The organism is Streptomyces sp. HUAS TT11 (assembly GCF_051553595.1).
Taxonomy (GTDB): domain Bacteria; phylum Actinomycetota; class Actinomycetes; order Streptomycetales; family Streptomycetaceae; genus Streptomyces.
The window spans coordinates 9,140,161-9,163,368 of sequence record NZ_CP196184.1 but is presented as its reverse complement, the minus strand read 5'-3'; the positions used below and the strand labels follow the sequence as shown (position 1 = coordinate 9,163,368).

At 65.0% G+C, this 23,208-nt stretch carries 22 protein-coding genes and 3 pseudogenes; 15 read left to right on the top strand and 10 right to left on the bottom strand.

The features are described from left to right. Positions 1 to 163 precede the first annotated feature (163 nt). Entirely contained in the window at positions 164 to 1,423 is a 1,260-nt protein-coding gene (locus tag ACSHXN_RS41340) for an IS110 family transposase (protein WP_438306186.1), read from the top strand. A gap of 33 nt (positions 1,424 to 1,456) precedes the next feature. Here the strand turns inward: ACSHXN_RS41340 and ACSHXN_RS41335 are convergent. The 3 genes and pseudogenes from ACSHXN_RS41335 to sigJ form a co-directional block, all read right to left on the bottom strand. Beyond that, positions 1,457 to 1,654 (bottom strand): annotated as a pseudogene (locus ACSHXN_RS41335) (transposase); the annotation flags it as partial. Beyond that, positions 1,651 to 2,010 carry a transposase gene (locus ACSHXN_RS41330; RefSeq protein WP_438306184.1) on the bottom strand — a complete coding sequence of 120 codons (360 nt, stop codon included), beginning with the start codon at positions 2,008 to 2,010 and terminating at the stop codon, positions 1,651 to 1,653. The pseudogene ACSHXN_RS41335 and the gene ACSHXN_RS41330, both read right to left, overlap by 4 nt. A gap of 134 nt (positions 2,011 to 2,144) precedes the next feature. Beyond that, positions 2,145 to 3,377, bottom strand: a complete 1,233-nt coding sequence (gene sigJ, locus ACSHXN_RS41325) for an RNA polymerase sigma factor SigJ (RefSeq protein ID WP_355141802.1) — start codon at positions 3,375 to 3,377, stop codon at positions 2,145 to 2,147. A gap of 376 nt (positions 3,378 to 3,753) precedes the next feature. Here sigJ and istA point away from each other — a divergent pair, with 376 nt between their 5' ends. Both istA and istB read left to right on the top strand, forming a co-directional pair. Further along, positions 3,754 to 5,004, top strand: coding sequence for an IS21 family transposase (istA, locus tag ACSHXN_RS41320; RefSeq protein ID WP_438306182.1), 1,251 nt, complete (start codon positions 3,754 to 3,756; stop codon positions 5,002 to 5,004). Next, positions 5,004 to 5,798 (top strand): IS21-like element helper ATPase IstB, encoded by a 795-nt coding sequence (gene istB, locus ACSHXN_RS41315; RefSeq protein WP_355140599.1) that lies wholly within the window; start codon positions 5,004 to 5,006, stop codon positions 5,796 to 5,798. Before istA ends, istB begins: the two co-directional genes overlap by 1 nt. A gap of 126 nt (positions 5,799 to 5,924) precedes the next feature. On the opposite strand, the gene ACSHXN_RS41310 is transcribed toward istB, so the two are convergent. Next, positions 5,925 to 7,310, bottom strand: a complete 1,386-nt coding sequence (locus ACSHXN_RS41310) for a PLP-dependent aminotransferase family protein (protein ID WP_438306180.1) — start codon at positions 7,308 to 7,310, stop codon at positions 5,925 to 5,927. 375 nt (positions 7,311 to 7,685) lie between these two features. Between ACSHXN_RS41310 and ACSHXN_RS41305 the strand changes: the two genes are divergently transcribed. The 7 genes from ACSHXN_RS41305 (at position 7,686) to ACSHXN_RS41275 (ending at position 12,076) form a co-directional block, all read left to right on the top strand. Then, positions 7,686 to 8,252 carry a universal stress protein gene (locus tag ACSHXN_RS41305; protein WP_438306178.1) on the top strand — a complete coding sequence of 189 codons (567 nt, stop codon included), beginning with the start codon at positions 7,686 to 7,688 and terminating at the stop codon, positions 8,250 to 8,252. Positions 8,253 to 8,271: 19 nt separating this feature from the next. Continuing rightward, positions 8,272 to 8,733, top strand: coding sequence for a GNAT family N-acetyltransferase (locus ACSHXN_RS41300; protein ID WP_355141810.1), 462 nt, complete (start codon positions 8,272 to 8,274; stop codon positions 8,731 to 8,733). Positions 8,734 to 8,762: 29 nt separating this feature from the next. Next, the gene (locus tag ACSHXN_RS41295; protein WP_355141812.1) at positions 8,763 to 9,236 is read left to right on the top strand and encodes a GNAT family N-acetyltransferase; all 474 of its coding nucleotides are present in this window, start codon (positions 8,763 to 8,765) and stop codon (positions 9,234 to 9,236) included. Between the two features lie 422 nt (positions 9,237 to 9,658). Then, the gene (locus ACSHXN_RS41290; RefSeq protein WP_356297475.1) at positions 9,659 to 9,985 is read left to right on the top strand and encodes an MFS transporter; all 327 of its coding nucleotides are present in this window, start codon (positions 9,659 to 9,661) and stop codon (positions 9,983 to 9,985) included. 381 nt (positions 9,986 to 10,366) lie between these two features. Beyond that, on the top strand, positions 10,367 to 10,873 hold the full coding sequence (locus ACSHXN_RS41285; protein ID WP_438306175.1) for a hypothetical protein: 507 nt from the start codon (positions 10,367 to 10,369) through the stop codon (positions 10,871 to 10,873). A gap of 133 nt (positions 10,874 to 11,006) precedes the next feature. Further along, on the top strand, positions 11,007 to 11,444 hold the full coding sequence (msrB, locus tag ACSHXN_RS41280; RefSeq protein ID WP_438306540.1) for a peptide-methionine (R)-S-oxide reductase MsrB: 438 nt from the start codon (positions 11,007 to 11,009) through the stop codon (positions 11,442 to 11,444). A 302-nt stretch (positions 11,445 to 11,746) separates the two neighbouring features. Further along, complete coding sequence (locus tag ACSHXN_RS41275) at positions 11,747 to 12,076, top strand: hypothetical protein (RefSeq protein WP_438306173.1); 330 nt, start codon at positions 11,747 to 11,749, stop codon at positions 12,074 to 12,076. Between the two features lie 573 nt (positions 12,077 to 12,649). On the opposite strand, the gene ACSHXN_RS41270 is transcribed toward ACSHXN_RS41275, so the two are convergent. Beyond that, positions 12,650 to 13,123 carry a DUF417 family protein gene (locus tag ACSHXN_RS41270; protein ID WP_355141819.1) on the bottom strand — a complete coding sequence of 158 codons (474 nt, stop codon included), beginning with the start codon at positions 13,121 to 13,123 and terminating at the stop codon, positions 12,650 to 12,652. A 1,100-nt stretch (positions 13,124 to 14,223) separates the two neighbouring features. Here ACSHXN_RS41270 and ACSHXN_RS41265 point away from each other — a divergent pair. Beyond that, positions 14,224 to 14,367: pseudogene (locus ACSHXN_RS41265) on the top strand (IS110 family transposase); the annotation flags it as partial. A gap of 407 nt (positions 14,368 to 14,774) precedes the next feature. Beyond that, on the top strand, positions 14,775 to 15,158 hold the full coding sequence (locus ACSHXN_RS41260) for a transposase (RefSeq protein ID WP_438306171.1): 384 nt from the start codon (positions 14,775 to 14,777) through the stop codon (positions 15,156 to 15,158). An 89-nt stretch (positions 15,159 to 15,247) separates the two neighbouring features. Here ACSHXN_RS41260 and ACSHXN_RS41255 read toward each other — a convergent pair whose 3' ends face one another. Further along, positions 15,248 to 15,583, bottom strand: coding sequence for a GNAT family N-acetyltransferase (locus ACSHXN_RS41255; protein WP_355141823.1), 336 nt, complete (start codon positions 15,581 to 15,583; stop codon positions 15,248 to 15,250). Positions 15,584 to 16,231: 648 nt separating this feature from the next. Here ACSHXN_RS41255 and ACSHXN_RS41250 point away from each other — a divergent pair. Further along, positions 16,232 to 16,852, top strand: a pseudogene (locus tag ACSHXN_RS41250) (IS3 family transposase); the annotation flags it as partial. Positions 16,853 to 17,182: 330 nt separating this feature from the next. Here ACSHXN_RS41250 and ACSHXN_RS41245 read toward each other — a convergent pair. The 4 genes from ACSHXN_RS41245 to ACSHXN_RS41230 all read right to left on the bottom strand — a co-directional run bounded on the left by ACSHXN_RS41245 (position 17,183) and on the right by ACSHXN_RS41230 (position 20,514). After that, positions 17,183 to 17,491: a DUF6510 family protein gene (locus tag ACSHXN_RS41245; RefSeq protein ID WP_438306169.1), complete on the bottom strand. Its 309-nt coding sequence runs from the start codon at positions 17,489 to 17,491 to the stop codon at positions 17,183 to 17,185. Between the two features lies 1 nt (position 17,492). After that, positions 17,493 to 18,248: a ferredoxin reductase gene (locus ACSHXN_RS41240; protein WP_355141827.1), complete on the bottom strand. Its 756-nt coding sequence runs from the start codon at positions 18,246 to 18,248 to the stop codon at positions 17,493 to 17,495. Then, positions 18,218 to 18,817 carry a molybdopterin-dependent oxidoreductase gene (locus ACSHXN_RS41235; protein ID WP_355141829.1) on the bottom strand — a complete coding sequence of 200 codons (600 nt, stop codon included), beginning with the start codon at positions 18,815 to 18,817 and terminating at the stop codon, positions 18,218 to 18,220. Before ACSHXN_RS41235 ends, ACSHXN_RS41240 begins: the two co-directional genes overlap by 31 nt. Positions 18,818 to 19,176: 359 nt before the next feature. After that, positions 19,177 to 20,514, bottom strand: a complete 1,338-nt coding sequence (locus tag ACSHXN_RS41230) for an IS630 family transposase (RefSeq protein ID WP_438302435.1) — start codon at positions 20,512 to 20,514, stop codon at positions 19,177 to 19,179. A gap of 83 nt (positions 20,515 to 20,597) precedes the next feature. On the opposite strand from ACSHXN_RS41230, the gene ACSHXN_RS41225 reads away from it, so the two are divergent. Together ACSHXN_RS41225 and ACSHXN_RS41220 are read left to right on the top strand one after the other, a co-directional pair. Then, positions 20,598 to 21,719 carry an IS630 family transposase gene (locus ACSHXN_RS41225; protein ID WP_438306167.1) on the top strand — a complete coding sequence of 374 codons (1,122 nt, stop codon included), beginning with the start codon at positions 20,598 to 20,600 and terminating at the stop codon, positions 21,717 to 21,719. A gap of 45 nt (positions 21,720 to 21,764) precedes the next feature. After that, positions 21,765 to 23,102, top strand: coding sequence for an IS630 family transposase (locus ACSHXN_RS41220; RefSeq protein ID WP_438302435.1), 1,338 nt, complete (start codon positions 21,765 to 21,767; stop codon positions 23,100 to 23,102). The last annotated feature ends 106 nt before the right edge of the window (positions 23,103 to 23,208 follow it).

Here is a 23,208-nt window from a genome sequence, read left to right as displayed (position 1 = left end):
CAGGATCACCTCCCGATCAGCCGGAGCCGTCGAGCTCTTCACGAGAGCGAGGACCCTGAACAGGGCTCGGGCCACGGATGGCTGATGGGGTGGTGCGCCCATGAGCGCTTCTATTAGGTCGCCGGGTGGCCCTGCCGCGGCTTGATGCCAACGACGGCAAGACATGGAAAGGGAGCATGTGGTGCACGCAACCTGCGGAATCGACTGGGCCGAGGACCACCACGATGTGGCGGTCGTCGACGCCGATGCCGGACTGCTCGCCAAGCTCAGGATCAGCGATGACGCGGTGGGCTTCCAGAACCTGTTGCGTCTGCTTGCCGAGCACGACGACAGCCCGGACGATCCGATCCCGGTCGCGATCGAGACCTCCCGAGGCCTTCTGGTGGCCTGCCTGCGGGCCTCCGGACGCCAGGTCTACGCGATCAACCCGATGGCCGTCGCGCGCTACCGCGACCGGCATGCGGTCTCCCGGAAGAAATCCGATCACCAGGACGCCGTCGTCCTGGCCAACATTCTGCGGACCGACGCCTCTTTGCACCGGTCTCTGCCCACAGACTCCGACCTGGTCAAGGCGATCGCCGTCCTCGCCAGAGCCCAGCAGGACGCAGTCTGGGACCGCACCCGCGCCCACAACCGGCTCCGATCCCACCTACGCGAGTACTACCCCGCGATCCTCGATGCCTTCGCCACCAAGCGCGAGCAGCTGCTGGCCCGGGAGGCACGGGCGATCCTGGCGATCGCGCCCACTCCAGCCGAGGCCGCCCGACTGACCCGCGCCCGGCTGAGGACGGCAGTCAGGCAGGCCGGACGCCAACGCCGCATCGAGGCTGAGACCGATCGGATCCTGGAGGTGTTCCGCCGGACCTGGCTCCGCCAGCCTCCGCTGGTCGAGCGCGCGATGGGACGGCAGACGCTCGCTCTCCTTGCCCAGTTCGACGCGGCCTGCCATGCGTGCGACGACCATGCGCGCGAGACGGAGGAGCTGTTCCTGCAACATCCCGATGCCGAGATCATCACGAGCTTCCCTGGCCTGGCCACACTCACCGGCGCTCGGATACTTGCCGAGATCGGCGACGACCGCACCCGGTTTGCCCAGGCCGGCGACCTGAAGGCCTACGCCGGAAGCGCACCGGTGACCCGGGAGTCCGGCAAGAGTCGGCATGTCACTCACCGCCGGATCAAGAACAGCCGTCTGGCCGCGACCGGTCGGCACTGGGCGTTCGCCGCGCTGACTGCCTCACCCGGCGCCCACGCACACTACAACCGCCGACGCAGCAACGGCGATCGCTACCACGCAGCCCTCCGCAACCTGTTCAACCGCATGCTCGGCCAACTCCATCACTGCCTGGCATGTCACCAGAAGTTCGACGAAACCATCGCCTTCAACCAGCCGACGCGTTCCCCACTCACGGCAGCCGCTTGACCGGGTAGCAGCATGGGGTGTCTTGTCTGCGCGGATCCTGCCAGGGCGGCGCCTTCGTGGGCCGCGTCGTGAGCGGATGGCGGGGATGCCCAGGACCAGCGGCAGTAGCGCCTGGCTGTCGTGGACGTTGGCGCCGGAGACGCCGAGCGCGAGGGGTAAGCCCTGGGCATCGGACAGCACGTGCAGTTTGCTGCCCTTCTTGCCTCGGTCGACCGGATTGCGCCCGGTCAGCGATCCCCCCTTTTTGCACGGACAGAGGCCGCGTCCACGATGGCGGAGGTCCAGTCCAACTCACCTCGGGTACCGAGCTCGTCCAGCACGGCCAAGTGCAGTCGCCGCCATAGTCCCGCCTCGGTCCACGAGGAGAACCGGCGATGTGCGGTGGCCGGCGAGACGCCGAAATTCTCCGGTAGATGCCGCCATGCACAACCGCTGGTCAGCACGTAGACCACGGCAGTGAACACGGCCCGCTCGTCAACCGGAGCCGTCCCTCCTCCCTGCGGGCGCGCGGAGAACGAAGGCAGCAACGGATCAACCAGAGACCAGAGTTCGTCAGGAACCAACCGCTGTGACAGCCCAACACCCATGGCAAAGCATCATGCCGCATCAACCTGACACCACGTAAGACAAGCTCTAAATCGCAATATTCGCAGGGGTGGAACAGCCGTCTACACCTTTCACGCGCACTTGGTCTTCACACCCAAATATCGGCGCGGCGTGTTCACCGGCGAGATCGTTCAGCTCTGCAAGAGACATCTCGGCTACGCCAGGCATGTAGTTTCTGCGGGTGCATCATCACCCAGAGGCGATCGATGAGTCCCGCATCGTCAAGGTTGAAGGACATGACAAGGACGGTCGCTCCATTGATCCGAGCAACAATGCCCGGCTGCCCGCTTACCCGCTCTTCTGTGAAACTGGTTCCGGGTTCCTTGCGGAGGACGCCCTTCAGAAACCGAGCAATCCTGGCGGCGCCAACGATCGGTCTCAGAGCGGTGCGGACCCTGCCACCGCCGTCGGACCGGGCGACTGCGTTGGCGTCCAGCAAGCCGATCAATGCATCCAGGTTACCCGTCTCGCACGCATACTTGAATGCCGATACGACATACTTGTGTTGTGCGCTCACAATGCCGCGCGGTTCGGCGGTTCGGACGCGACGACGCGCAGACGCAGCAAGCTGGCGACACGCCGCGGGAGTGCGGCCAACGGTGTCGGCGATCTCGTTGAACGGAACGCCGAAAATGTCATGCAGGATAAAAGAAACACGCTCTGCAGGCGTCACGGTGTCTAGAATCACCAGGACTCCCATGGTTACTGACTCGTCCAAACTCACCTGGTCTGCCGGGTCAGTGCCCACGTAAGCAGGTCGGACCATGTCCCACGACGTATCGGGCAGGGGCTCCGGCAGCCACTCCCCCACATATCGCTCGCGTCGCACTCGCGCCGAGGAGAGCTGGTCGAGGCAGATCCTGCTGGCTACACGTACCAACCACCCCATCGGTGACTTGATGCTGCGCTGAACCTCCTCGGACAGCGCATACCAGCGCGCATATGTCTCCTGCACGACATCCTCGGCATCATAAGACGATCCGAGCATCCGAAACGCGAGATTCAGCAAGACCTGGCGCTCGTTGAAAATTGTCGCCAGCGAATCTTCGTCAGCCTCGGAGAACGGTTCATCGTTCATGCCGCCATCCCCGAAGAACGACCGACCTATGTGCTCCATGTCCGTGCTGCGGACTACATCGCTCGTAGCCGGCGTGTACGTGCGAGTCGTTACCTTCCCTATGGAACCGGTAATTTCGTCGCGTGCGCCGACGATCAGCTCTCCGGCCTCACCGTGATGTTGGCAATCCAGTTCCACCGTGGTCGAGCTCATCGCGGCCTTGCCGCCAGTCAGCTGATAGACCAGGTGCCCGATGCGGTCCGCACCGAGCGACGCGTCGTAAGTCTCCATGTCCGCGTCCTTCGCCTCGAGGTCTGTGCACTTGTCCCTGTCCATGCCATGACAGCGCCCCAGAACAGGTAATTCTTACTCTTACGGTGCTCCGTGGTCTAAAGGTCCAGGGATTCCGGCCTGGGTCGCTTGACCCTTCCGGGGCTTCCTGCTTCACCGCGCTGTGCAGGCACGTGTGCCCGTCTTACCGACGCTGCACGGGCGTCTAGCTAGCATCTCCACCCGTCCGGCGGCGACGATACGACGTCCTCGAACAGGACGTTGCGGGCCGCGTTGTGATCGCGTGTCGGCGACGGCTGAAAAGTGGACCAGTAGCGACGCTTGAAAGTTGACCCCCTCCAGTGGTCTGGCTCGTTGAGTCAGGCCGGGAGGAGTGGTGATCAGCGTGGAGGATTGGGCGGAGATCCGTCGGCTTCACCGGGCCGAGCAGATGCCGGTGAGAGCAATCGCGAGGAATCTGGGGATCTCGAGGAACACCGTCCGCAGGGCCATCGCGGACGACGCGCCGCCGAAGTACCAGCGGGCGCCGAAGGGCTCGATCGTGGACGTGGTCGAGCCGCAGATCCGTGAGCTACTCGAGCAGTGGCCCGAGATGCCGGCGACGGTGATCGCCGAGCGGATCGGCTGGGACCGGGGTCTGACCGTGCTCAAGGACCGTATTCGGGACTTGCGGCCAGCCTACCGGCCTGCGGATCCGGCCTCGCGGACGGTCTATGAGCCCGGCGAGATCGGCCAGTGCGACCTGTGGTTCCCGCCCGCCGACATCCCGCTCGGCTTCGGCCAGGTGGGGCGGCCGCCGGTGCTGGTCATGGTCGCGGGCTACTCGCGATGGATCACCGCCCGGATGCTGCCCTCCAGGTCAGCGGCCGACCTGATCGCCGGGCACTGGCGGCTGCTGACCGAGCTGGGAGCCGTCCCGCGGGTGCTGGTCTGGGACAATGAGGGAGCCGTCGGCTCATGGCGGTCCGGTGGCCCCCAACTCACCGACGAATTCGCAGCGTTCGCCGGACTGCTGGGCATCAAGTTCCTGCTCTGCAAGCCACGCGACCCAGAGGCCAAGGGGCTGGTCGAGCGGGCCAACGGCTATCTGGAGACGTCATTTCTGCCCGGGCGGGTGTTCACCTCTCCGGCGGACTTCAATATTCAGCTCGCCGACTGGCTGACCAGGGCCAACCGGCGTATCCACCGCATCTTGCAGGCCCGTCCGTCGGACCGGCTGGAGGCCGACCGCTCCCGCATGCTCACGCTGCCGCCGATCGCCCCGCCGGGCTGGTGGAAGGCATCGCTGCGGCTGCCGCGGGATCACTATGTCCGCCTGGACACCTGCGACTACTCGGTCCATCCGCTGGCCGTCGGCCGCCGCATCGAGGTTGCCGCGGACCTGGACCAGGTCCTGGTGACCTGCGATGGCGTCGAGGTCGCCCGGCATGCCCGCAGCTGGGCCCGCCATCAGACCATCACCGACCCCGATCACGCGGCGGCTGCCGCTGCCGCCCGCAAGGCGGCCGTCGGCAAGAAGGCGGCACCGACGATGACCACGGAAGTCGAAGAGCGGTCGCTGGACACCTATGACCGGATCTTCGGTGTCATCGACGGCGGCCTCAGCAGGGGCGAGGGAGTCGCGTGATGGCCGCCAAGCAGACGGTGAACAGCCGTGATGTCTCCTCCGAACTGGTCTATCTGACCAAGGCATTGAAGGCCCCGGCCCTGAGGGATGCGGCCATCCGGCTTGCCGAGCGGGCCCGTGACGAGGACTGGAGCCACGAGGAGTATCTGGCTGCCTGCCTGCAGAGGGAGGTCGCCGCCCGCGATTCGCATGGCGCCGAGGGACGTATCCGGGCAGCCCGCTTCCCTTCCCGCAAGTCTCTGGAGGACTTCGACTTCGATCACCAGCGGTCTGTGAAACGCGAGGTCATTGCCCACCTGGGGACGCTGGATTTCGTCGTCGGCAAGGAGAATGTCATCTTCCTGGGGCCGCCTGGCACCGGCAAGACTCACCTGGCCACCGGGCTCGGCATCCGGGCCTGCCAGGCCGGCCACCGGGTGGCCTTTGCCACCGCCGCTCAGTGGGTGGCCCGCCTGGCTGAAGCACATCAAGTGGGCAGGCTCAGCGATGAATTGACGCGGTTGGGTCGTACCCCGCTGATCATCGTGGACGAGGTCGGCTACATCCCCTTCGAACCCGAGGCCGCGAATCTGTTCTTCCAGTTCATCTCGGGCCGCTACGAACGGGCCTCGGTGATCGTGACCAGCAACAAACCCTTCGGACGATGGGGCGAGGTCTTCGGCGACGACACCGTCGCAGCCGCCATGATCGACCGCCTCGTTCACCATGCCGAAGTCATCTCACTCAAGGGCGACAGCTACCGCATGCGCGGCCGCGACCTCGGACGGGTTCCCGCAGCGAACGCCGGGGAATGACCAACATCGAAAGACGCAGGGGGTCACTTTTCGTCCGTCGGCAGCGGCTCACAATTCAGCCGTCGCCGACAATCGCGGTCGTGCACGATGCCGCACTCGCCGCATGTCCACTCTTCTCGGGGCGTGTCAGGAAAGGACCTGCATGAGCGCGGAGAGCGCCTGAGGCCACGCAGCGTCAGAGGGAACCCCGTATCCGACAACGAGGCCATCGGCCATGGGACTTAGGGACCGTTCATGTCGGTATCGAGACAGGCCAACCATTTTGAGGCCTTGCCGGGCTGTTGACTGAAGAACCTGCTGCTCGGTCCCGACAGGCAGACCGAGCACCGTGTGCAGGCCAGCCGCTGTCCCGATGACTTGCGCTTTTGGGGCGTGTAGAGCCAACGCGGTGACGAGAGCATCTCGTCGATCGCGGTAGCGTCGACGGGCAGCACGTACGTGATGGCCGTAGGCGCCGGAGGTAATGAATTCCGCCATCGTTAGCTGGCTGACTGCCTCGCACGAGTCGATCTGCCCCTTGGTCGCCACGGCTTCCTCAGCAAGCCTGGAAGGCAGCGCCATCCAGGCCAGCCGCAGGGCCGGACCTAGGGTCATGCTCGCGGTGCCCAGGTAGACCACGCAGTTGGGGTCGAGTCCTTGGAGCGCTCCGACAGACTGGCGGTCGAACCGAAACTCACCGTCGTAGTCATCCTCCAGGACCAGCCCGCCGGTCTGTCTGGCCCAGTCCACGACGGCCGTCCGACGGTCGCGCTGCAGCATCGTGCCCACAGGGAACTGATGAGCTGGTGTGAGCAGAACTGCATCTGTGCCGACGGGTGGTACCGGGTCGGTTCCATGAATATCCAGGGGAAGCGGGAGGGTCTTCAGCCCCGCAGCCGCCAGCAGGCCCCAGTGCCTGTCTAGGCCGTAGGATTCGACGGCGATATTCCTCGCCCCCCGACCGGCCAGGACTCTGCTCAGGATTTGCAGGCCGTGGGAGATGCCGGCGCAGATCAGTATGTGCTCCGGACTCACGTACACGCCGCGGGCTCGAGCGAGATGGTCTGCGAGTGCGGCCCGCAGCTCCGGCCGACCACGAGGATCGCCGTAGCCGAACACGTCGTCCGGGGCCGCGGTCAGGACGCGGCGTGTGGCCTTCAGCCAGGCTGCACGAGGAAAAGCGGCAAAGTCAGGGCTACCAGGGATCAGGTCGTGGCGAGGGTCGCCGGATGGCTCGGCAGCTGAGCACGCCAAGATCGGCCAGGTGATCATCCTGTCCGCCACGAGTGTGCCCGAGCCTCTGCGAGCGGTGAACCATCCCTCGGCGACAAGGTCGGCGTAGACGTCGGCCACGGTGTTGCGGGCAAGGCCGAGATCGGTGGCGAGTTGGCGGGAGGAGGGCAGCCGTGTCCCCGGGGCCAGGTTGCCGGTGCGGACAGCTTCGCGCAGGACTTCGGTCAGCGCACGGCGAGCACCTCGTCCAGCTTGTATCAAATCAGGAGTGATGCCTGAAGCAGCCCAGAATTCCGACATGCGCGAACAGTACTGCGGACCGCGGAGAGCGTAACCGAGCCGACAACACGTTGAGCTAGGAAAACTGCCTTGAAGGACACAGGAGACATGTCCCGGCGAGGCCGGACTGAGCAGCGGGAGCAGGTAGGGGGCCCAGCGGATGCACGCCAGGGGTGCGAGTCGAGAAGGCTGCCCGCGGATCCGGAGACATTCCTCCGTCCGAGTGTGAATTTCGCTACATCACACACGGCATGGCTACGTCGTCAAAGTAGGAGACGCCCTGTGCAGTCGCTCCGGCTCGGTGACGGCCCAGCACCTTGACGGCGGATAACCGTGCCACTTGGTGTCCTAAAAGATGACGCTGAGGGCGTCCTGCGGGCCGGAAGAAGGAGCCTCATGGACAGCCCAGCACAGCAGCGCATCGTGGTCGGGGTCAGCGGATCACTCAACAGCCTCGTCGCTCTACAGAGGGCCGGCACCGAAGCCCGGCTCACCGGACGCCGTCTCCTGGCGGTCCTGGCCTGGCGGCCCTGCGACACGGACCCGCCTCCCGGGACCAACCGACCACCCCTCAAAGGCACCAGAACCGCAGCCGTGCGCCTGCTAAAAGGCGTACTCAATGACGTCTTCGCTGCCACCGATGGCACCGTCCGGATCAGTGGACTCGTCATCTCAGGCTCCGCGGGCCGCACCCTCGTCCAGATCGCCAACAAAGAAACCGACCTGCTGGTCATCGGCAGAAGACATCACAGCAAACTCCGCCGTTGGCGATCCCCCATCGCCCGCTATTGCCTCACCCACGCTACCTGCCCCGTCCTCACCGTCCCCCCGCCCCCGCTCCAGTTCGACCTTGAGGCCCTCACCCGCAAGAAACAACTTCTGAGCGCGGCATCTGACGGCCTCTTCCACACACTCCACCAGCTTCCATTGCAACGCTCCGCCTGCACCGACACAGACCAGTGACAAACGAAGGGATACCGCTATGACCAACCCAATCGAGCCGAACCACTCCGCCTTCGGATCCAACGACGAGGCGGGTTATCCCGACGGGAGAGGCTCCCTCAGTCAGGACCAGATCGTCCTCATCGACGAGGTAGTCGCCGATCCTCACGTCCCCGCGTTTGACTTCGCAGTCGTCGACAACAAGGAAACCAGCGTCTACGAGGGCATCGTCGGCGACCACGAGGTCGCCGGCCTGGCCTACAACGTCGCTGGCGACAGCCGCCTCGTGTTGCTGGCCGTCTCGGTGTTCCCCGAGTTCCGCAGGCAAGGCATAGGCACCGAGCTGATCAGGCGTGTCCTTGACGACGTGCGCGCGCAAGGGAAGACGGTCACCATCATGTGCCCGATCGTGCTCACCTTCATCGAGAACCACCCGGTGTATGCCGACCTCATCGACCTCAAGCATCCGGGAATAAGCAAAGGCCACACGCGTTCGTCCTAAGCCCAGCTCCCCTAGCAGAAGGTGTGACCATGACGATCAATCTCGAGGCTGAGGCGTCCGCCCGGGAAGAGAACAACGCTGCGCTCATCGCCGCTTTGGACGATGCACGTCTAAGCGAGGTGGAGTCCAGTTGGGAGCTCGATGTGCTCAACGACGCGGAGCACGGTCGGTGGGTCGCCGCCCTCGGTGATGAAGCAATCGCTGAGCTCTCGTACCGGTTCGTGGGAGGTCGGGTTGTACTGCTGACGACGTGGGTCGACCCCGCCTACCGCAAACATCGGGTGGCCACGGAACTCGTCTCCCGTGTGCTGGACGAGATCCGCGAGAGCGGGAAGAAGATCACCATCATCTGCCCGGTCGTCGGTGAGTTCATCCACCGTAACCCCGCGTACGCCGACCTCATCGATAAAGTCCATCCCGGCGTCGGCGCCTTCCCCCAGCGCGAGCCAGTGGAAGGCGGTCCCGACGCGGAGTTGACCGCGGTCGAGCACGACCTGACGTAGCGGTCCGAGGTTCAGATGTGGTCGCCTGTCACGGCGTGTGGCGCGCGCAACACGTTCACGACAGCTCGGCCAGGGAGTGCCGACGGGGCATTCGCACTAGATCGACCTGGCGCCTCGTCGGCTCACCATTTTTAGCTGCACAGCCCTTCCCGCGTCGTACCGCCTCCTCACCAGTGCGGGTTGCGGTGGGAGGGCGACGCGGAACCGGCGAGATCGTCATGTTGTTGGTAAGACGACGCCGAGGATCGACGCTAATGCGGTGTCGCGCGGCGTGCCATTCGACTCAGGTGGGCCGGTCTAGCTGAGGTCTAGCTGTGCCTGGCGTGGGTCCCTTGGGTAGCAACACAGCCCCAGGCTCCCCGGAGTTCCGGCAACGGTTCAGAACGATAGAAAGGCATGGCTGGATGCAAAACTTGGTACCAGTGATCAACCGGACTCGCCAAGGCAAAACGCTTCGGCTGGCATTTTTGTCCGCGGTGGTCTCTCTGGTGGCCTCGTTTGCTGCATCGGCCGCACCGACCCCCCTGTTCAACACCTACCGGGCTGAGAACGGATTCAGCAACGCTGCTGTCTCGCTGGCTGTCGTCAGCAACTGCGTCGGCACTATCGTCGGACTGTTGATTCTCGGACGACTGTCCAATCATCTAGGTCGACGGCTCACCGCGATCGCCGGCCTCGGCCTTCTCCTGGTGGGCTGTCTGCTGCTGCTGAACGAGCACGACATCGGCACTCTGCTGGCCAGCTCCTGATGGGCGTCGGTACGAGGTTGGCCAGCAGCAGCCCCACCTCTTGCATCGTCGACGCCGCACCCAGCAGGGCAGCCTGGCTAGCCTCCGTCGCCGCCAGCCAGGGACCCATGCTCAGCCTCACGCTCGGCGCCATCGCCTCCGGGCGCCCTGGTCCAGTTCGGCCCCTGGCCACGCCACCTCATATACCTGGGTTGCGCCAGTCTCCTCGTACTGTCTGCTGCACTCATCTCCATCAGCCCGGAAACCACGAAGCCGTCGCCGGGCGCTTGGCGATCGCTGCTGCCCCGGGTCCGCGTACCGGCGCGAGTCAGGCACCTGCTCCCAGTCGCGGCTCTGGTATTCCTGGCCACCTGGGCGACCGGGGCTTTCTACCAAGCCTTCATGCCCGCTTTGGTCGAAGATCAGCTTCACACACGCAGCCCGCTCATCCTCGGAGTGGTGTTCGCCGCCTACATGGCTTCCAGCGGTCTCGGCGCTCCCCTCGGCGGCTGGTTCACATCCGCGGCGGACCAACGTACCGGCATGATCATCTTCCTAGCCGGATGGATCGGTATCATTGAAGCGATCGCCACCGGAACGCTGGTTTTGTTCATCGCCGCAACCATCGTCGCCGGCGCCGGTCAAGGCATCGCCATCAGTGCTGCGACTCGCGGCCTGCTGCACGACAGCGCCCTGGCCGACCGGGCACCGATCTTCAGCGCGATCTACCTCCTCTGCTATAGCGGCGCTGCCTTCCCCAGTCTCACCTCAGGGGAGCTCTCGAACACCTTCTCACTACCGCAGATCTCGCTCGGATACGGCGGACTTGCCCTCGTCGCCACGCTGGTCATCGTCCTCGCAGCACGCAACCCACATACCAACACGATCGGGAACCTCAACGCTGGGTAATCCTGACGATCCTCACCGTCCTCCGAACCTCACCCGACCCTGAACAGGTCGCCGGCCGTGCTCGTCGGCGCACGTCGATCGCCGCACGAGGCGGCGCAATGGGAGGCAGACATGCCGCAAGAGCCCTGAGCACATCTCACAGCTCACGGACCAGCAGTTCCGCGTGACCCAGCGGGACGAGACCGAGCCCGCGTTCGTCAACGCCTACTGGGACAACAAGGCTCCCGGAATCTACGTGGACATCGTGTCCGGGGAGCTCCTGTTCGCTTCCACCGACAAGTACGACAGCAGGACCGGGTGGCCTAGCTTCACGAAGCCGCTGAATTCCGACCACGTCGTCACGATTCCCAACTCTAGCCACGGCATGGTCCGTGTCGAGGTTCGGCCAACCGCCGGAGACAGCCACCTCGGGCACCTGTTTCCTGACGGGCCCAGCGACCGGGGTGGGATGAGGTATTGCATGAACTCCGCATCCCTGCGCTTCGTCCCTGCAGAGGACCTCGAGCGAGAGGGTTACGGCCAATACCTGCACTTGTTCGAGGCGCCGAAGGAGGACACCGCAGAAGCCTGACGACCGGTCTGCCAGCTACAGCACCGCAGCCCGGATCCACCTCCGCTCCTCTCACGCGATGCTTCCCCTTCTCATCCCGGGTCGGATGGGCGGGTCTCATCCCGGGTCGAATGGGCGGGCGCCTCTGGCCAACTCTCCCGCAAGAGGCTCGATCCCTTCAGGCACGCTGCAGGCATCCGGGAGAACTAAAGCGGCGAGGTGGTGAACGTGCCAGCGTTGGACATTTCCTACCGCGTGCGGCTGCACGCTTCCGACCGAGCTAGCCCTGTGGAATCTGCGGGGCGTAGCAGGAGGACCACACAGTGATCAGGAACCTTGACGGCGTATCCACCGAAGACGGCGCCACTGTGCCACCCGAGCGGATTTCAGCCGCTGTCACTGCTGGCGAGCTCGTCTACAGCGACGGCGCAACACAGTCCTTCGACCCCGACGGCACCACCCGCTATGTCGAAGGCGGACGTCAGACGGAGGGCACGTGGTCCGTCGACGAGAACGGCCGCTTCTGCTCGTTCTGGCCACCCTCCTACCACGCCTCCTACGACCTCCAGTGGATGGTGGACGAGGAAAGGGTCGTCGGCCTCCGGTTCTCGGACCTCGGGAGTGGGACTCTTTTCGAAGGTCGCTATCAATAACCGCCTGGCCTACCGAAGCCAGCGCCTCGGAGTAGGCCCGCGGCAGCCATCGGGCCGGCCGACTCGTACCGCTCGCCTCCTCGGTCCCCGGTCGGTACGTGCGGTAGCGAGGCCCGCTCGTCGCATGTACGCGCAAGGCCGCCGCGGCCTCACCGCCTCCGCCTCCTGCGGTTTTGGCGGCGGCCTGAGTGGTCTCACCTGTTTGGTTAGAGGTTCGGACCGTGGGCGCTCTTCGAACACCCGACACTGCCGACTGTCGGCGACGGCGGGCGTGGGCTTTCGTGGCTTGTACGCCCTTCGCGGGGCGGCCTGGACGCTTGTCGAGCAGTTGCGCATACGCACGCGGCCTTGGTCGTGGCCCTTGTTCCCTTTAAAGGCCCGCACCGGCATCAGCTGCCGCCAGCTCATCGGCGTCCCGGTACTGTCGTCGTCCGTGTAGGCTTTCCGCCCGTCGGCCCGAGCGCTGGCCTCGGCAAGACGTCTTCGGAACGTTGTGGACGACCGTTGGCTGCCGCCAGCTGACCCACTGAGCAGCTAGGTCTCACAGCACGATCGCACGGCCAGATCACCCCGCTAGCGGAGCTGTCGGATGCTGTTAAGCGATTCTGCAGCGGTGACCAAGGACGCTCCTAGTAGCACTACATCCTTGATGAGAAATTGCCCTGCGGGCGACAGCTTGGGCTCTCGGCCCCGCTCCCGCACCTGCCACGCTTCTGGGGTAGTGACCAGAAAACTGAGTGTGACGGCGAACACGCCAGCGGCGAGGAGACTACCGGTTGCCGAGACCTTTGGCGCCCATCGCCCGGTCGACACCATCCCGCCGATTGCGATCTCGGTAAGCCCGATGGCCCTGGCGAGTTTCTTCTCGCCAAGCCTTTTCAGCGGTTGCCTCATCAGCGGACTTGAAACAACCAAAGGCCGGATGTTTTCAACTTCGTAGGACTCGAATTTTAGCCGTCCGATACTGAGGAGGTTGAGCGCGAGTCCGTACCGGGTCGCGATCATCCCTCCGGAGTGCAGTCCGCCGGTCGTGGGGCGCGTGGTCATGGGATTCTCCTCTCGTCTCTCACGGTCCCCCCAACAACTGCTCATGGGTGCCACAGCATTTCACTCATCCCTGTGTCCTAAGAGCAGGGCGGTCTCACCATGCACCAGCCTCCGTCAGGCCCGCTGCCCCTCCACAGCTCGCCATGCTGGGAGCGCCGACGGCACAACACGATCTGCGTCCCTATCATGCCAACGACTCGTACACCTGGCATCACGGTGGACTGCTCTCTCCGCGGTGATGACTACACATCCAAAGCTGGCGAGGGTCACGGGGGTCGCCCCAACCGGCTCCATCGACCAGCTGACCAGAAAAGCGGTCCGGGCTCAGCTCATCGTGACAGACGGCGCGCTGCGATTGCTCCATGCGTGTAGTCACCCCTGAACCGAGCGACTACATAGAGGGATTAATAGGCGAGAAATCCCATAAAAGCACCGCTCGATCTACTGGCCGGCTAAACGCCATGAAGAGGTTCCCTAAACATATGACCGGCCTTCTTTCGTGCTGCCATGCACCCGCATTGCCTTCCGGGTGGCAAGCCGCGGTGGTCTCGACTTCCGGGAGGCGAGACCATCGCAGGCGCCAGGTGGGTAGCCGATGCCCGACACTGCGTGCACGATGCTGGCGGCAGCCCGGTAAGCAGGCTCCCGGCTCAGCCGCCGAATCGACGAGACCTAGCTGGGCAGTTCAGTCAGATCCGTGCTGATCGATCACTGGCTTGTTCACATTAGGTAAGCGCTTCTGGCGAAAAAGGTGAAACCCGCTCTGCGTCTGGCACCGGGGAACTTCGGCCGCAGAACAGTCATCGAGTAGCAGTACGATCAGCGGGTGAAGTACGCCGTCACGCTCCGGCTGGCCTCGGCGGATGCCGAAACAGATCTTGCTGCGCTTCACGCTCGGCGGCGCCTAGCATCCCGCCTATGCTGCGTCGAAGAATTCAGCCGCGCCGTGCGGATCACCTTCGCTCGCGACTACCGGACGAGTCCCGCGCGAACTTCAGGTCGTAGAGAACTGGAACAGTACGCGCGCCGTACTGCGCGACGGCAAGGACGGTGCGCTGACCGGTCCGGGCAGCCTCAAGTCCCGCCCCGCCTCCAAGACGTACTACCAACGGAAGCGGAGCGAGGGGAAAGGCCACAAGCAGGCTCTCCTCGCGCTGGCCTGCCGTCGCATCAACGTCTTGTGGGCAATGATCCGTGACGGTGATTGCTACCACGCCGCACCTCCAATGGCGTCAGCCGCTTGACATCAGCATTGGGAAGTCCCGTAAAAGCTGGTGAGGGCCGTGGCCTAGTGGGTACCCCCAACCCGTTGAGTGTGTACCCACTTGCCCCGGAGCCGGTCGGCCGCGCCTGGCTCGCCAACAGGTCCGCTGCGACGGCACTCTCGAGGAGCTCCGGTGCGGCATCTTCCGCGTGCGGGAATGCGACGGAAACGAGTACCTTCCCGCCGCTCCTGGTGGCTGGTCGCCCAGCACGTAAGGCCCCAGTCGGTCACCGAGCTCGCAGCGTGAGCCCAACAGGGCGCCCTCCTGGGCCGGGAGGGCGCCCTGCCACCTGACAGCAAATCTCGGCTAGACGACACCGGCCGGGGCCAGCGGCGCACCGCCGCGGCGTTGCAGACACGTTTCGACCAGCCTCAGGAGCTTCAGCCGTGATCGTCATCGACGCCCTGGCCGCCGCCGAACGCACCCGCGGCAGCCTCGCCGGAGCGGTCATGCACACCGACCACGGAGCCCAATACACCAGCCGGGCCTTCGCCGACGCCTGCCGCCAAGCCGGCATTCGCCAGTCCATGAGCGCGATCGGCTCCAGCGCGGACAACGCACTCGCCGAGTCCTTCAACGCGACGTTCAAACGCGAGACGCTCCAGGGCCGCAAGACCTGGTCCAGCGAGCGCGAGGCCCACCTCGACACGTTCCGCTGGCTGCACCGCTACAACACCCGACGCCGTCACTCCAGCCTCGGACACCGCAGCCCGATCGCCTACGAAACCTCGTCCCGAACAGCACCAACTACGCTGATACCAGCCGCATAGCCCGTGTCCAAGATTCGGGGTCAAGGCCCTGACGCCCCGCATATTGCTGGTAAGTGGAGTGTGGCCCAGCGCTCTCCGGCCGGCGGAGGTCAGGCGAACCAAATGCCTGGGTGACTGGGATCAATGACGTCGGCGTACTTTACGCGCTGCTTGACGAACCGATCGACGGCAGGACAGTAGACCGTGACCTTCTGCTGCCTCTCCCGCATGTCGTCGAGGACCGCCTGGATGAGGACCTGGGACAGGCCTCGGCCACGATAGGCTTCGTCGATCTCTGTGTGGCCCAGCACTCGCCGCTGCCCGACGTTGCGGTACGACATCGTCCCCGCCTGTGCCCCGTTAACGTAGAGCGCGTACTGACGATCCTTCGGATCGTCGACGACCCGGACACACTGTGCGCTGTCGTCGAACAAGACCTCGGTCATGACACCCCTTCACATGAACACCTCATCCCCTGCCCTGCCACGGCATGCCGAACCAAGCGGCACGAGTGGCTTCGGACGGGACTCTAGGGTCCACTATCCAGCCTGGTGCAGACCCTTCGCAACCGGGTGAGCCGCGCCTGCATCAGCGCATAGCCTCAATACGCGGCAACCCGTTGGGCCTGGCCCTGCTCGTTGACCGGACCTTTTCTCGAGCGCGCTCAACCCTTCCGGTAAAGCGTTGGGCCCTCGAGGCACTTATAGGTTGGCACCCGTGAACGCCAACGTCATATACGAGAGATGGCGGCCTGACCGACCGCTGTTGGGGATGGCAGACACCGAGGCGCGGCGGCGCCTCAGCGGAAAACCTTGATGCGACCGAGAGCTCCCCCGGGCTGTCACGCTTTCCGTTTCCGCTGGTCGGGATGGGATTCTTCGATAGAAGCCGGGTCGGGGACCAGCGCCATGACAGTTGCACACAGCCTGAGCAGGCTCCTACGCTCCGAACCAAATAGTCCTCCTTTCTCGACGTTTGCAGGCCGGAGGGCAGGTGGAGAAACAGCGACGTCAAAGATCTGTCCGTCTACTACGGGACGTTCCTTGCCGTTGCCGACGTGGACTTGTCGATCGAGGCCAGCACTGCCTGATCGACGGATCTGCCGGGACAACCGCTGGTGGAGCGTGTTCGGCAAGAAGCGCGGCAAGGGAAAGAAGGCCGGCCCGCCGGTGCACGACGACCTGGTCCGCCGTGACTTCAGCGCGACCTGCGCGAACCGGCTGTGGCTCGCCGACATCACCGAGCACGCCACCGGTGAGGGCAAGCTCTACCTCTGCGCGATCAAGGACGCCTTCAGCAACAGGATCGTGGGCTACTCCATCGACGAGCGGATGAAGTCCCGCCTGGCTGTGACCGCCCTGGAAAACGCCGTGGCCAGGCGTGGAAACGTCGACGGCTGCATTCTGCACAGCGATCGCGGATCGCAGTTCCGCTCGCGGAAGTTCGTCCGGGCGCTGGACCACCACCGGATGGCCGGCTCGATAGGGAGGGTCGGATCTGCCGGCGACAACGCGGCCATGGAGTCCTTCTTCAGCCTGCTGCAGAAGAACGTCCTCGACCGCCGCGTCTGGGCCACCCGTGAAGAACTGCGGATCGCGATCGTGACCTGGATCGAGCGGACTTACCACCGACGCCGCAGACAAGCCTCGCTCGGTCGGCTGACCCCCATCGAATTCGAGACCGTCATGACCACACCGGCCCTCCAGGCCGCGTGACCGCACCTGTCACCCGAACCTGCATCAGACCCGCCCTCGTCGCTACTGCTGCGGGTCTTCTACATGTCGGCCGAGGTCGCCGCCCGATCCTGCCCTGTCTCCAAAGCGTTCTACGAACGTAAGAGGGCCGAGAAGAAGAGCCATAAGCAAGCTCATCGCCCTCGCACGCCGCCGCCTGAACCTCCCGTGAGCACTCTTCTGCGACGGTCACCCCTTCGAAAGCAACTGGCCGCCCCGCGCTGTCAGCCTCGGCTGAGGCAGCTGTGGTCAGTCACGAGCGAGGCGTCGACAACGACATTGGGAGTCAGTACCGCGGCAGTATCCCAGAACTCAAGTCCCACCCAATGGAATTGCCAGCGAGGCCACGCCGCTCATGTCGAGCCATACCGAGTCCCTCGTGCGCGTCGCACGCACCATGACGTTCCCGCACTGCTGGCAGCGTGCGACCAGGCCGGGTACGTGCCTGTACACATGGAGGCGAGCAAGGGGGCCGGTGCAACCGCAGGTGGCGCATTGGCTCGTAGCGGCCGTCACATCAACTGCGAAGACTTCCGACAGGGGCCCTGCCAGCGCGTTTCCATCGACATACCCGGCGTGGACATCGTCCGCGCTTGGGCCGCTGGCCTCTATGGGCGCCATCTCAACCTCCACTGTCGCCGAAGCGCTCGGTACGTACTCGCTCGGGTGCATGTCCCAGGAGCACCAGATAGGCAGCGGTCTTCTCAACGAACGCCGTGGGGCCGCAGACATAGCAGGTCGGCTCGAAGTCCGGGGGCCAGCCGCTGCGAACCAAGTCCTGAGGATCAATGCGCCCCGGGGGGCGCGGTGAGTCGGCAGGAGCCTTTCTGCTGTACAAGTACGTCGTATCCAGCCCCGGCGCTCCCCGGCGGAGCTCCGAGCGGTACAGCACGTCCGATAGGCTCCGCGCCGCGTAGAGCAACCGGAACGGGGCTCGGCTACCGGCTGCCTCCCGCGCGCGGACCATACACATCAAAGGCACGACTCCCGATCCGCCCGCCACCAGCAGAATCGGCTCCGTCTGCTGCTGCCTCCAGACGAACCAGCCGCCGACAGGCCCGCGCAACTCCAGTTGGTCCCCGACCACGAGCTCGTCCACGAGATAGGGTGACACTTCCCCGCCGGGCGTGCACTGGACCGTCAGGTCGAGGCTCCGGCCGTTGGGAGCCGAGGCGATCGAATAACTGCGTTGGGTGCTGTAGCCGTCTTCCGCGGTCAGCCTGACGTCCACGTGCTGGCCGGCCAGGTGCCCTGGCCAGTCCGGCAGATCCAGTGTCAGGGTGACAGCTGTCGCCGACTCTACGCGCCGACCCGTTACCTCCGCGGTCCGCCATCGGAGCCGGTCGCCTAGTCTCCCTGGTACCGCTGTTCTTTCCATGGATCTCCGTAGTTGTGGTAACCGGCGCTCTCCCAGAAGCCGGGCACGTCGCTCTCGCGCAGCTCGATCTTGCTGACCCACTTCGCGGACTTCCACAGGTACAGGTGTGGGACCAGCAGTCGAGCGGGGCCACCATGTTCCGGCGCCAGGTCACCGCCGCCGTAGCCGTAGACAATCCACGCTTTGCCATCGACCAGGTCAGCGAGGGGGATGTTCGTGGTGTAGCCCCCGTACGACGTGACGAAGACGTGCTCTGCGGCCGTCTCCACGTCCGCGAGCAGAACATCTAGGGACACTCCGTGCCACTCGGTTCCTAGCTTGGACCACTTCGTTACGCAGTGCAGGTCGACAGTCGGATACTCCGCCGGGAGTGCCATCAGGCCTGCCCAGTCCCATACATGCTGCTTCCCGGCTTCCGTGGTTACGGACAGCTTCCAGTCGTCTTGCCGGATGCGGGGGGTGGGCCCGGCAGACAGCACCGGGAAGCCGGTCGTCGCGTACTGCCCGGGCGGCAGCTTCGTGCCCGCCGGCGGCCTTCGCCCGTGGAACCCGCGCGAGATGAACGCCATGCTCGCCGTCCTTTTTCGTCCAGTGCGGCCCTTGCGGCCCCCTTTGGAGGTGAGCGCCCGGGGGAGGCGACTTCTTACCTAGGACGCCCCGGAGACGTGAACTCCTGGCCAAGCAGCCCCTCTTGCCCATCCCTGTGGGGGCGGTTGCCGATGCCTCGGATGTGTGTGGTCGCGATGCGCGCACCCTGGTTAGCGTTGTCGGGTCCGATGTGGTCGTCCACCGCCAGCCTGCGCCGCTGAAGTGTCCACTGGCTGCCAACTGGGGCTTTCGTCCGCGTACATCCCGGGATTTCACTGACGGGGTTTCCGACGCGTCTGAACTAGTGTGATGCGTCGGAAATCACTGCTCTAAGTTTCTGTCAGGTATCGGTGGTTGGTGGGTTGATTTTGGTGAGGTAGTCGGCGAGTGAGTTGAGGATCTCGTCGGCGGTCTTGGTCCAGGTGAAGGGTCGTGGGTTCTCGTTCCAGGTGTCGATCCATGCGGTGATGTCCTGCTCGAGGGCCTTGACGGAGGTGTGGACACCGCGGCGGATGAGTTTGTCGGTCAGCAGGCCGAACCATCGCTCGACCTGATTCATCCAGGAGGAGCCGGTGGGGGTGAAGTGGACGTGGAAGCGGGGGTGTTTGGCCAGCCACGTCTTGATCTCGGGCGTGTTGTGGGTGGCGTAGTTGTCGCAGACCAGGTGGATGTCGAGTCCGGCGGGTACGGCCTTGTCGATGCGGATGAGGAACTTCTTGAACTCGATGGCCCGGTGGCGTCGGTGGAGTTCCGATATGACAGTGCCGTCGGCGATGTTGAACGCGGCGAACAGGCTGGTGATGCCGTGCCGGTAGTAGTCGTGGGTACGGCGTTCGGGCATGCCCGGCATCATCGGCAGGACGGGCTGGGAGCGGTCCAGCGCCTGAATCTGGGCCTTCTCGTCCACGCACAGGACCACCGCTTTCTCGGGCGGGTGGTGGTACAGGCCGACGACGTCGACGACCTTCGCGACGAACTGTGGGTCGGTGGAGAGCTTGAAGGCGTCCTGGAGGTGCGGCTTGAGGTCGAACTTCTTCCAGATCCGCCCGATGGTGGACTTCGACAGGCCGGAGTGCTGGGCCATTGAGGCCCGCGACCAGTGGGTGTCTTTGCCCGGGGTGGATTCCAAGGTCGCGGTGAGCACGTCTTCGACCTGGTCGAGCAGGATCGAGGGCGGCCGGCCGGGACGCGGTTCATCGATCAGCCCGTCCAGCCGCGAGCGGATGAACCTCGACCGCCAGCGGTTCACCGTTCCGTGCGACACACCGAGTTCAGCGGCGATCTCCTTGTTCGTCCCGCCTTCCGCGCACCGCAGTACGATCCTCGCCCGCAGCGCCAGGAACTGCGCGGTCTTCGCCCTCTTCGCCCAGCGCGTCAACTCCGCCCGCTCGGCCTCGGACAGCACCAGCTCCGGCTTGCACCGACCCGACCGCGGCTCGTCCACCAGGCCCGACATCCTCCGGTCCGCGAACCGCGAGCGCCACTTGCGCACCGTCTCCGCACTCACCCCGAAGCCCGCTGCCACAGTGGTGTTCGACGCCCCGTCCGCACAGGCCAGGACGATCCGAGCCCGCTCCGCCACGCGAGCCGAGACCGCGCCGGCCGCCCAGCGCGACAACTCCGCACGCTCCTCCACGGACAGCACGACTTCGACAGCACGAGGACCCCGAGACACCATGAAAACAGGCTACAGACTTAGAGCAGTGATTTCCGGCGCATCACACTAGTGTCCTGCGCCAGTAGTTGATCGTTAGTAGGTGTGTGACTTCTGGTGCTGGTGCGTCAGTTCCCCGTCGGGGCCCGAAGCTGGAACCGTTGCTGCTGTCTGATGATGAGCGGGCGGTGTTGGAAAGATGGACGCGTCGGGCGACATCGGCCCAGGCTCTGGCCCTGCGGGCGCGGATTGTGCTGGCCTGCGCGGGGCCGGAGGTGCCGGCGATCGTGGCGGTCGCCCGGGATCTGCAGGTGAGTGCGGACACGGTACGCAAGTGGCGGCGGCGTTTCCTCGCCGAGCGGCTGGACGGGCTCGCCGATGAGCCCCGGTCGGGCCGGCCTCCCACCATCAGCGTCGATCAAGTGGAGGCGGTGGTGGTCACCACGCTGGAACAGGTGCCGAAGAACGCCACCCACTGGTCGCGGAAGTCGATGGCCGAGCACAGTGGTCTGTCGAAGTCCACGGTCGGCCGGATCTGGCGGCAGTTCCAGCTCAAGCCGCACCTGGCGGACACCTTCAAACTCTCGACGGACCCGTTGTTCGTGGAGAAGGTCTACGACGTCGTCGGCCTGTACTTCGACCCTCCCGAGGGTGCGGTAGTGCTGTCGGTGGACGGGAAGTCGCAGATCCAGGCCCTGGACCGGTCCCAGCCAGTGCTTCCGATAATGCCGGGCATGCCCGAGCGTCGCACCCACGACTACGTCCGCAACGGCCTCACCACCCTGTCTGCCGCGTTCGACGTCGCCACCGGACAGGTCATCTCTGCCTTGCACCGCCGGCACCGGGCCGCGGAGTTCAAGAAGTTCCTGATCCGGATCGACAAGGAGGTACCCGCGCACCTGCAGATCCACCTGATCGTGGACAACTACGGCACCCACAAAACCCCTGCGATCAAGGCCTGGCTGGCCAAACACCCGCGATTCGAGCTCCACTTCACCCCGACCGGTTCCTCGTGGATCAATCAGGTCGAGCGGTGGTTCGGTTACCTGGCCCACCAGATGATCCGCCGCGGCGCACACAAGAACATCCAGGCCCTGGAAGCCGACATCCGGGCATGGGTCAAAGACTGGAACAAAGACCCCAAGCCGTTCATCTGGACCAAGACAGCAGAAGAGATCCTCGACCCGCTCACCCGCCTCTACCGACGGATCTCTGGCGCAGGATACTAGTGTGATGCGCCGGAAATCACTGCTCTAAGTCTGTAGCCTGTTTTCATGGTGTCTCGGGGTCCTCGTGCTGTCGAAGTCGTGCTGTCCGTGGAGGAGCGTGCGGAGTTGTCGCGCTGGGCGGCCGGCGCGGTCTCGGCTCGCGTGGCGGAGCGGGCTCGGATCGTCCTGGCCTGTGCGGACGGGGCGTCGAACACCACTGTGGCAGCGGGCTTCGGGGTGAGTGCGGAGACGGTGCGCAAGTGGCGCTCGCGGTTCGCGGACCGGAGGATGTCGGGCCTGGTGGACGAGCCGCGGTCGGGTCGGTGCAAGCCGGAGCTGGTGCTGTCCGAGGCCGAGCGGGCGGAGTTGACGCGCTGGGCGAAGAGGGCGAAGACCGCGCAGTTCCTGGCGCTGCGGGCGAGGATCGTACTGCGGTGCGCGGAAGGCGGGACGAACAAGGAGATCGCCGCTGAACTCGGTGTGTCGCACGGAACGGTGAACCGCTGGCGGTCGAGGTTCATCCGCTCGCGGCTGGACGGGCTGATCGATGAACCGCGTCCCGGCCGGCCGCCCTCGATCCTGCTCGACCAGGTCGAAGACGTGCTCACCGCGACCTTGGAATCCACCCCGGGCAAAGACACCCACTGGTCGCGGGCCTCAATGGCCCAGCACTCCGGCCTGTCGAAGTCCACCATCGGGCGGATCTGGAAGAAGTTCGACCTCAAGCCGCACCTCCAGGACGCCTTCAAGCTCTCCACCGACCCACAGTTCGTCGCGAAGGTCGTCGACGTCGTCGGCCTGTACCACCACCCGCCCGAGAAAGCGGTGGTCCTGTGCGTGGACGAGAAGGCCCAGATTCAGGCGCTGGACCGCTCCCAGCCCGTCCTGCCGATGATGCCGGGCATGCCCGAACGCCGTACCCACGACTACTACCGGCACGGCATCACCAGCCTGTTCGCCGCGTTCAACATCGCCGACGGCACTGTCATATCGGAACTCCACCGACGCCACCGGGCCATCGAGTTCAAGAAGTTCCTCATCCGCATCGACAAGGCCGTACCCGCCGGACTCGACATCCACCTGGTCTGCGACAACTACGCCACCCACAACACGCCCGAGATCAAGACGTGGCTGGCCAAACACCCCCGCTTCCACGTCCACTTCACCCCCACCGGCTCCTCCTGGATGAATCAGGTCGAGCGATGGTTCGGCCTGCTGACCGACAAACTCATCCGCCGCGGTGTCCACACCTCCGTCAAGGCCCTCGAGCAGGACATCACCGCATGGATCGACACCTGGAACGAGAACCCACGACCCTTCACCTGGACCAAGACCGCCGACGAGATCCTCAACTCACTCGCCGACTACCTCACCAAAATCAACCCACCAACCACCGATACCTGACAGAAACTTAGAGCAGTGATTTCCGACGCATCACACTAGCGACTCACGGGCGGTCTGGACGTGTTTTCCGTACTGCCGCGCTTGCCTGGTGAGCGGTCCTCCTCCC

Bases quoted from the DNA above. Each gene is read 5' to 3' on its own strand.
- ACSHXN_RS41220 (WP_438302435.1), top strand. From the start codon at position 21,765: ATGGTGTCTCGGGGTCCTCGTGCTGTCGAAGTCGTGCTGTCCGTGGAG.
- ACSHXN_RS41310 (WP_438306180.1), bottom strand. From the start codon at position 7,310: ATGTCGGAATTCTGGGCTGCTTCAGGCATCACTCCTGATTTGATACAA.
- ACSHXN_RS41235 (WP_355141829.1), bottom strand. From the start codon at position 18,817: ATGGCGTTCATCTCGCGCGGGTTCCACGGGCGAAGGCCGCCGGCGGGC.
- ACSHXN_RS41295 (WP_355141812.1), top strand. From the start codon at position 8,763: ATGACGATCAATCTCGAGGCTGAGGCGTCCGCCCGGGAAGAGAACAAC.
- ACSHXN_RS41285 (WP_438306175.1), top strand. From the start codon at position 10,367: ATGCCCGCTTTGGTCGAAGATCAGCTTCACACACGCAGCCCGCTCATC.
- ACSHXN_RS41270 (WP_355141819.1), bottom strand. From the start codon at position 13,123: ATGACCACGCGCCCCACGACCGGCGGACTGCACTCCGGAGGGATGATC.
- ACSHXN_RS41245 (WP_438306169.1), bottom strand. From the start codon at position 17,491: ATGGCGCCCATAGAGGCCAGCGGCCCAAGCGCGGACGATGTCCACGCC.
- ACSHXN_RS41230 (WP_438302435.1), bottom strand. From the start codon at position 20,514: ATGGTGTCTCGGGGTCCTCGTGCTGTCGAAGTCGTGCTGTCCGTGGAG.
- ACSHXN_RS41240 (WP_355141827.1), bottom strand. From the start codon at position 18,248: ATGGAAAGAACAGCGGTACCAGGGAGACTAGGCGACCGGCTCCGATGG.
- istB (WP_355140599.1), top strand. From the start codon at position 5,004: ATGGCCGCCAAGCAGACGGTGAACAGCCGTGATGTCTCCTCCGAACTG.
- sigJ (WP_355141802.1), bottom strand. From the start codon at position 3,377: ATGGAGACTTACGACGCGTCGCTCGGTGCGGACCGCATCGGGCACCTG.
- ACSHXN_RS41340 (WP_438306186.1), top strand. From the start codon at position 164: ATGGAAAGGGAGCATGTGGTGCACGCAACCTGCGGAATCGACTGGGCC.
- ACSHXN_RS41300 (WP_355141810.1), top strand. From the start codon at position 8,272: ATGACCAACCCAATCGAGCCGAACCACTCCGCCTTCGGATCCAACGAC.
- ACSHXN_RS41305 (WP_438306178.1), top strand. From the start codon at position 7,686: ATGGACAGCCCAGCACAGCAGCGCATCGTGGTCGGGGTCAGCGGATCA.
- ACSHXN_RS41255 (WP_355141823.1), bottom strand. From the start codon at position 15,583: ATGACCGAGGTCTTGTTCGACGACAGCGCACAGTGTGTCCGGGTCGTC.
- ACSHXN_RS41330 (WP_438306184.1), bottom strand. From the start codon at position 2,010: ATGGGTGTTGGGCTGTCACAGCGGTTGGTTCCTGACGAACTCTGGTCT.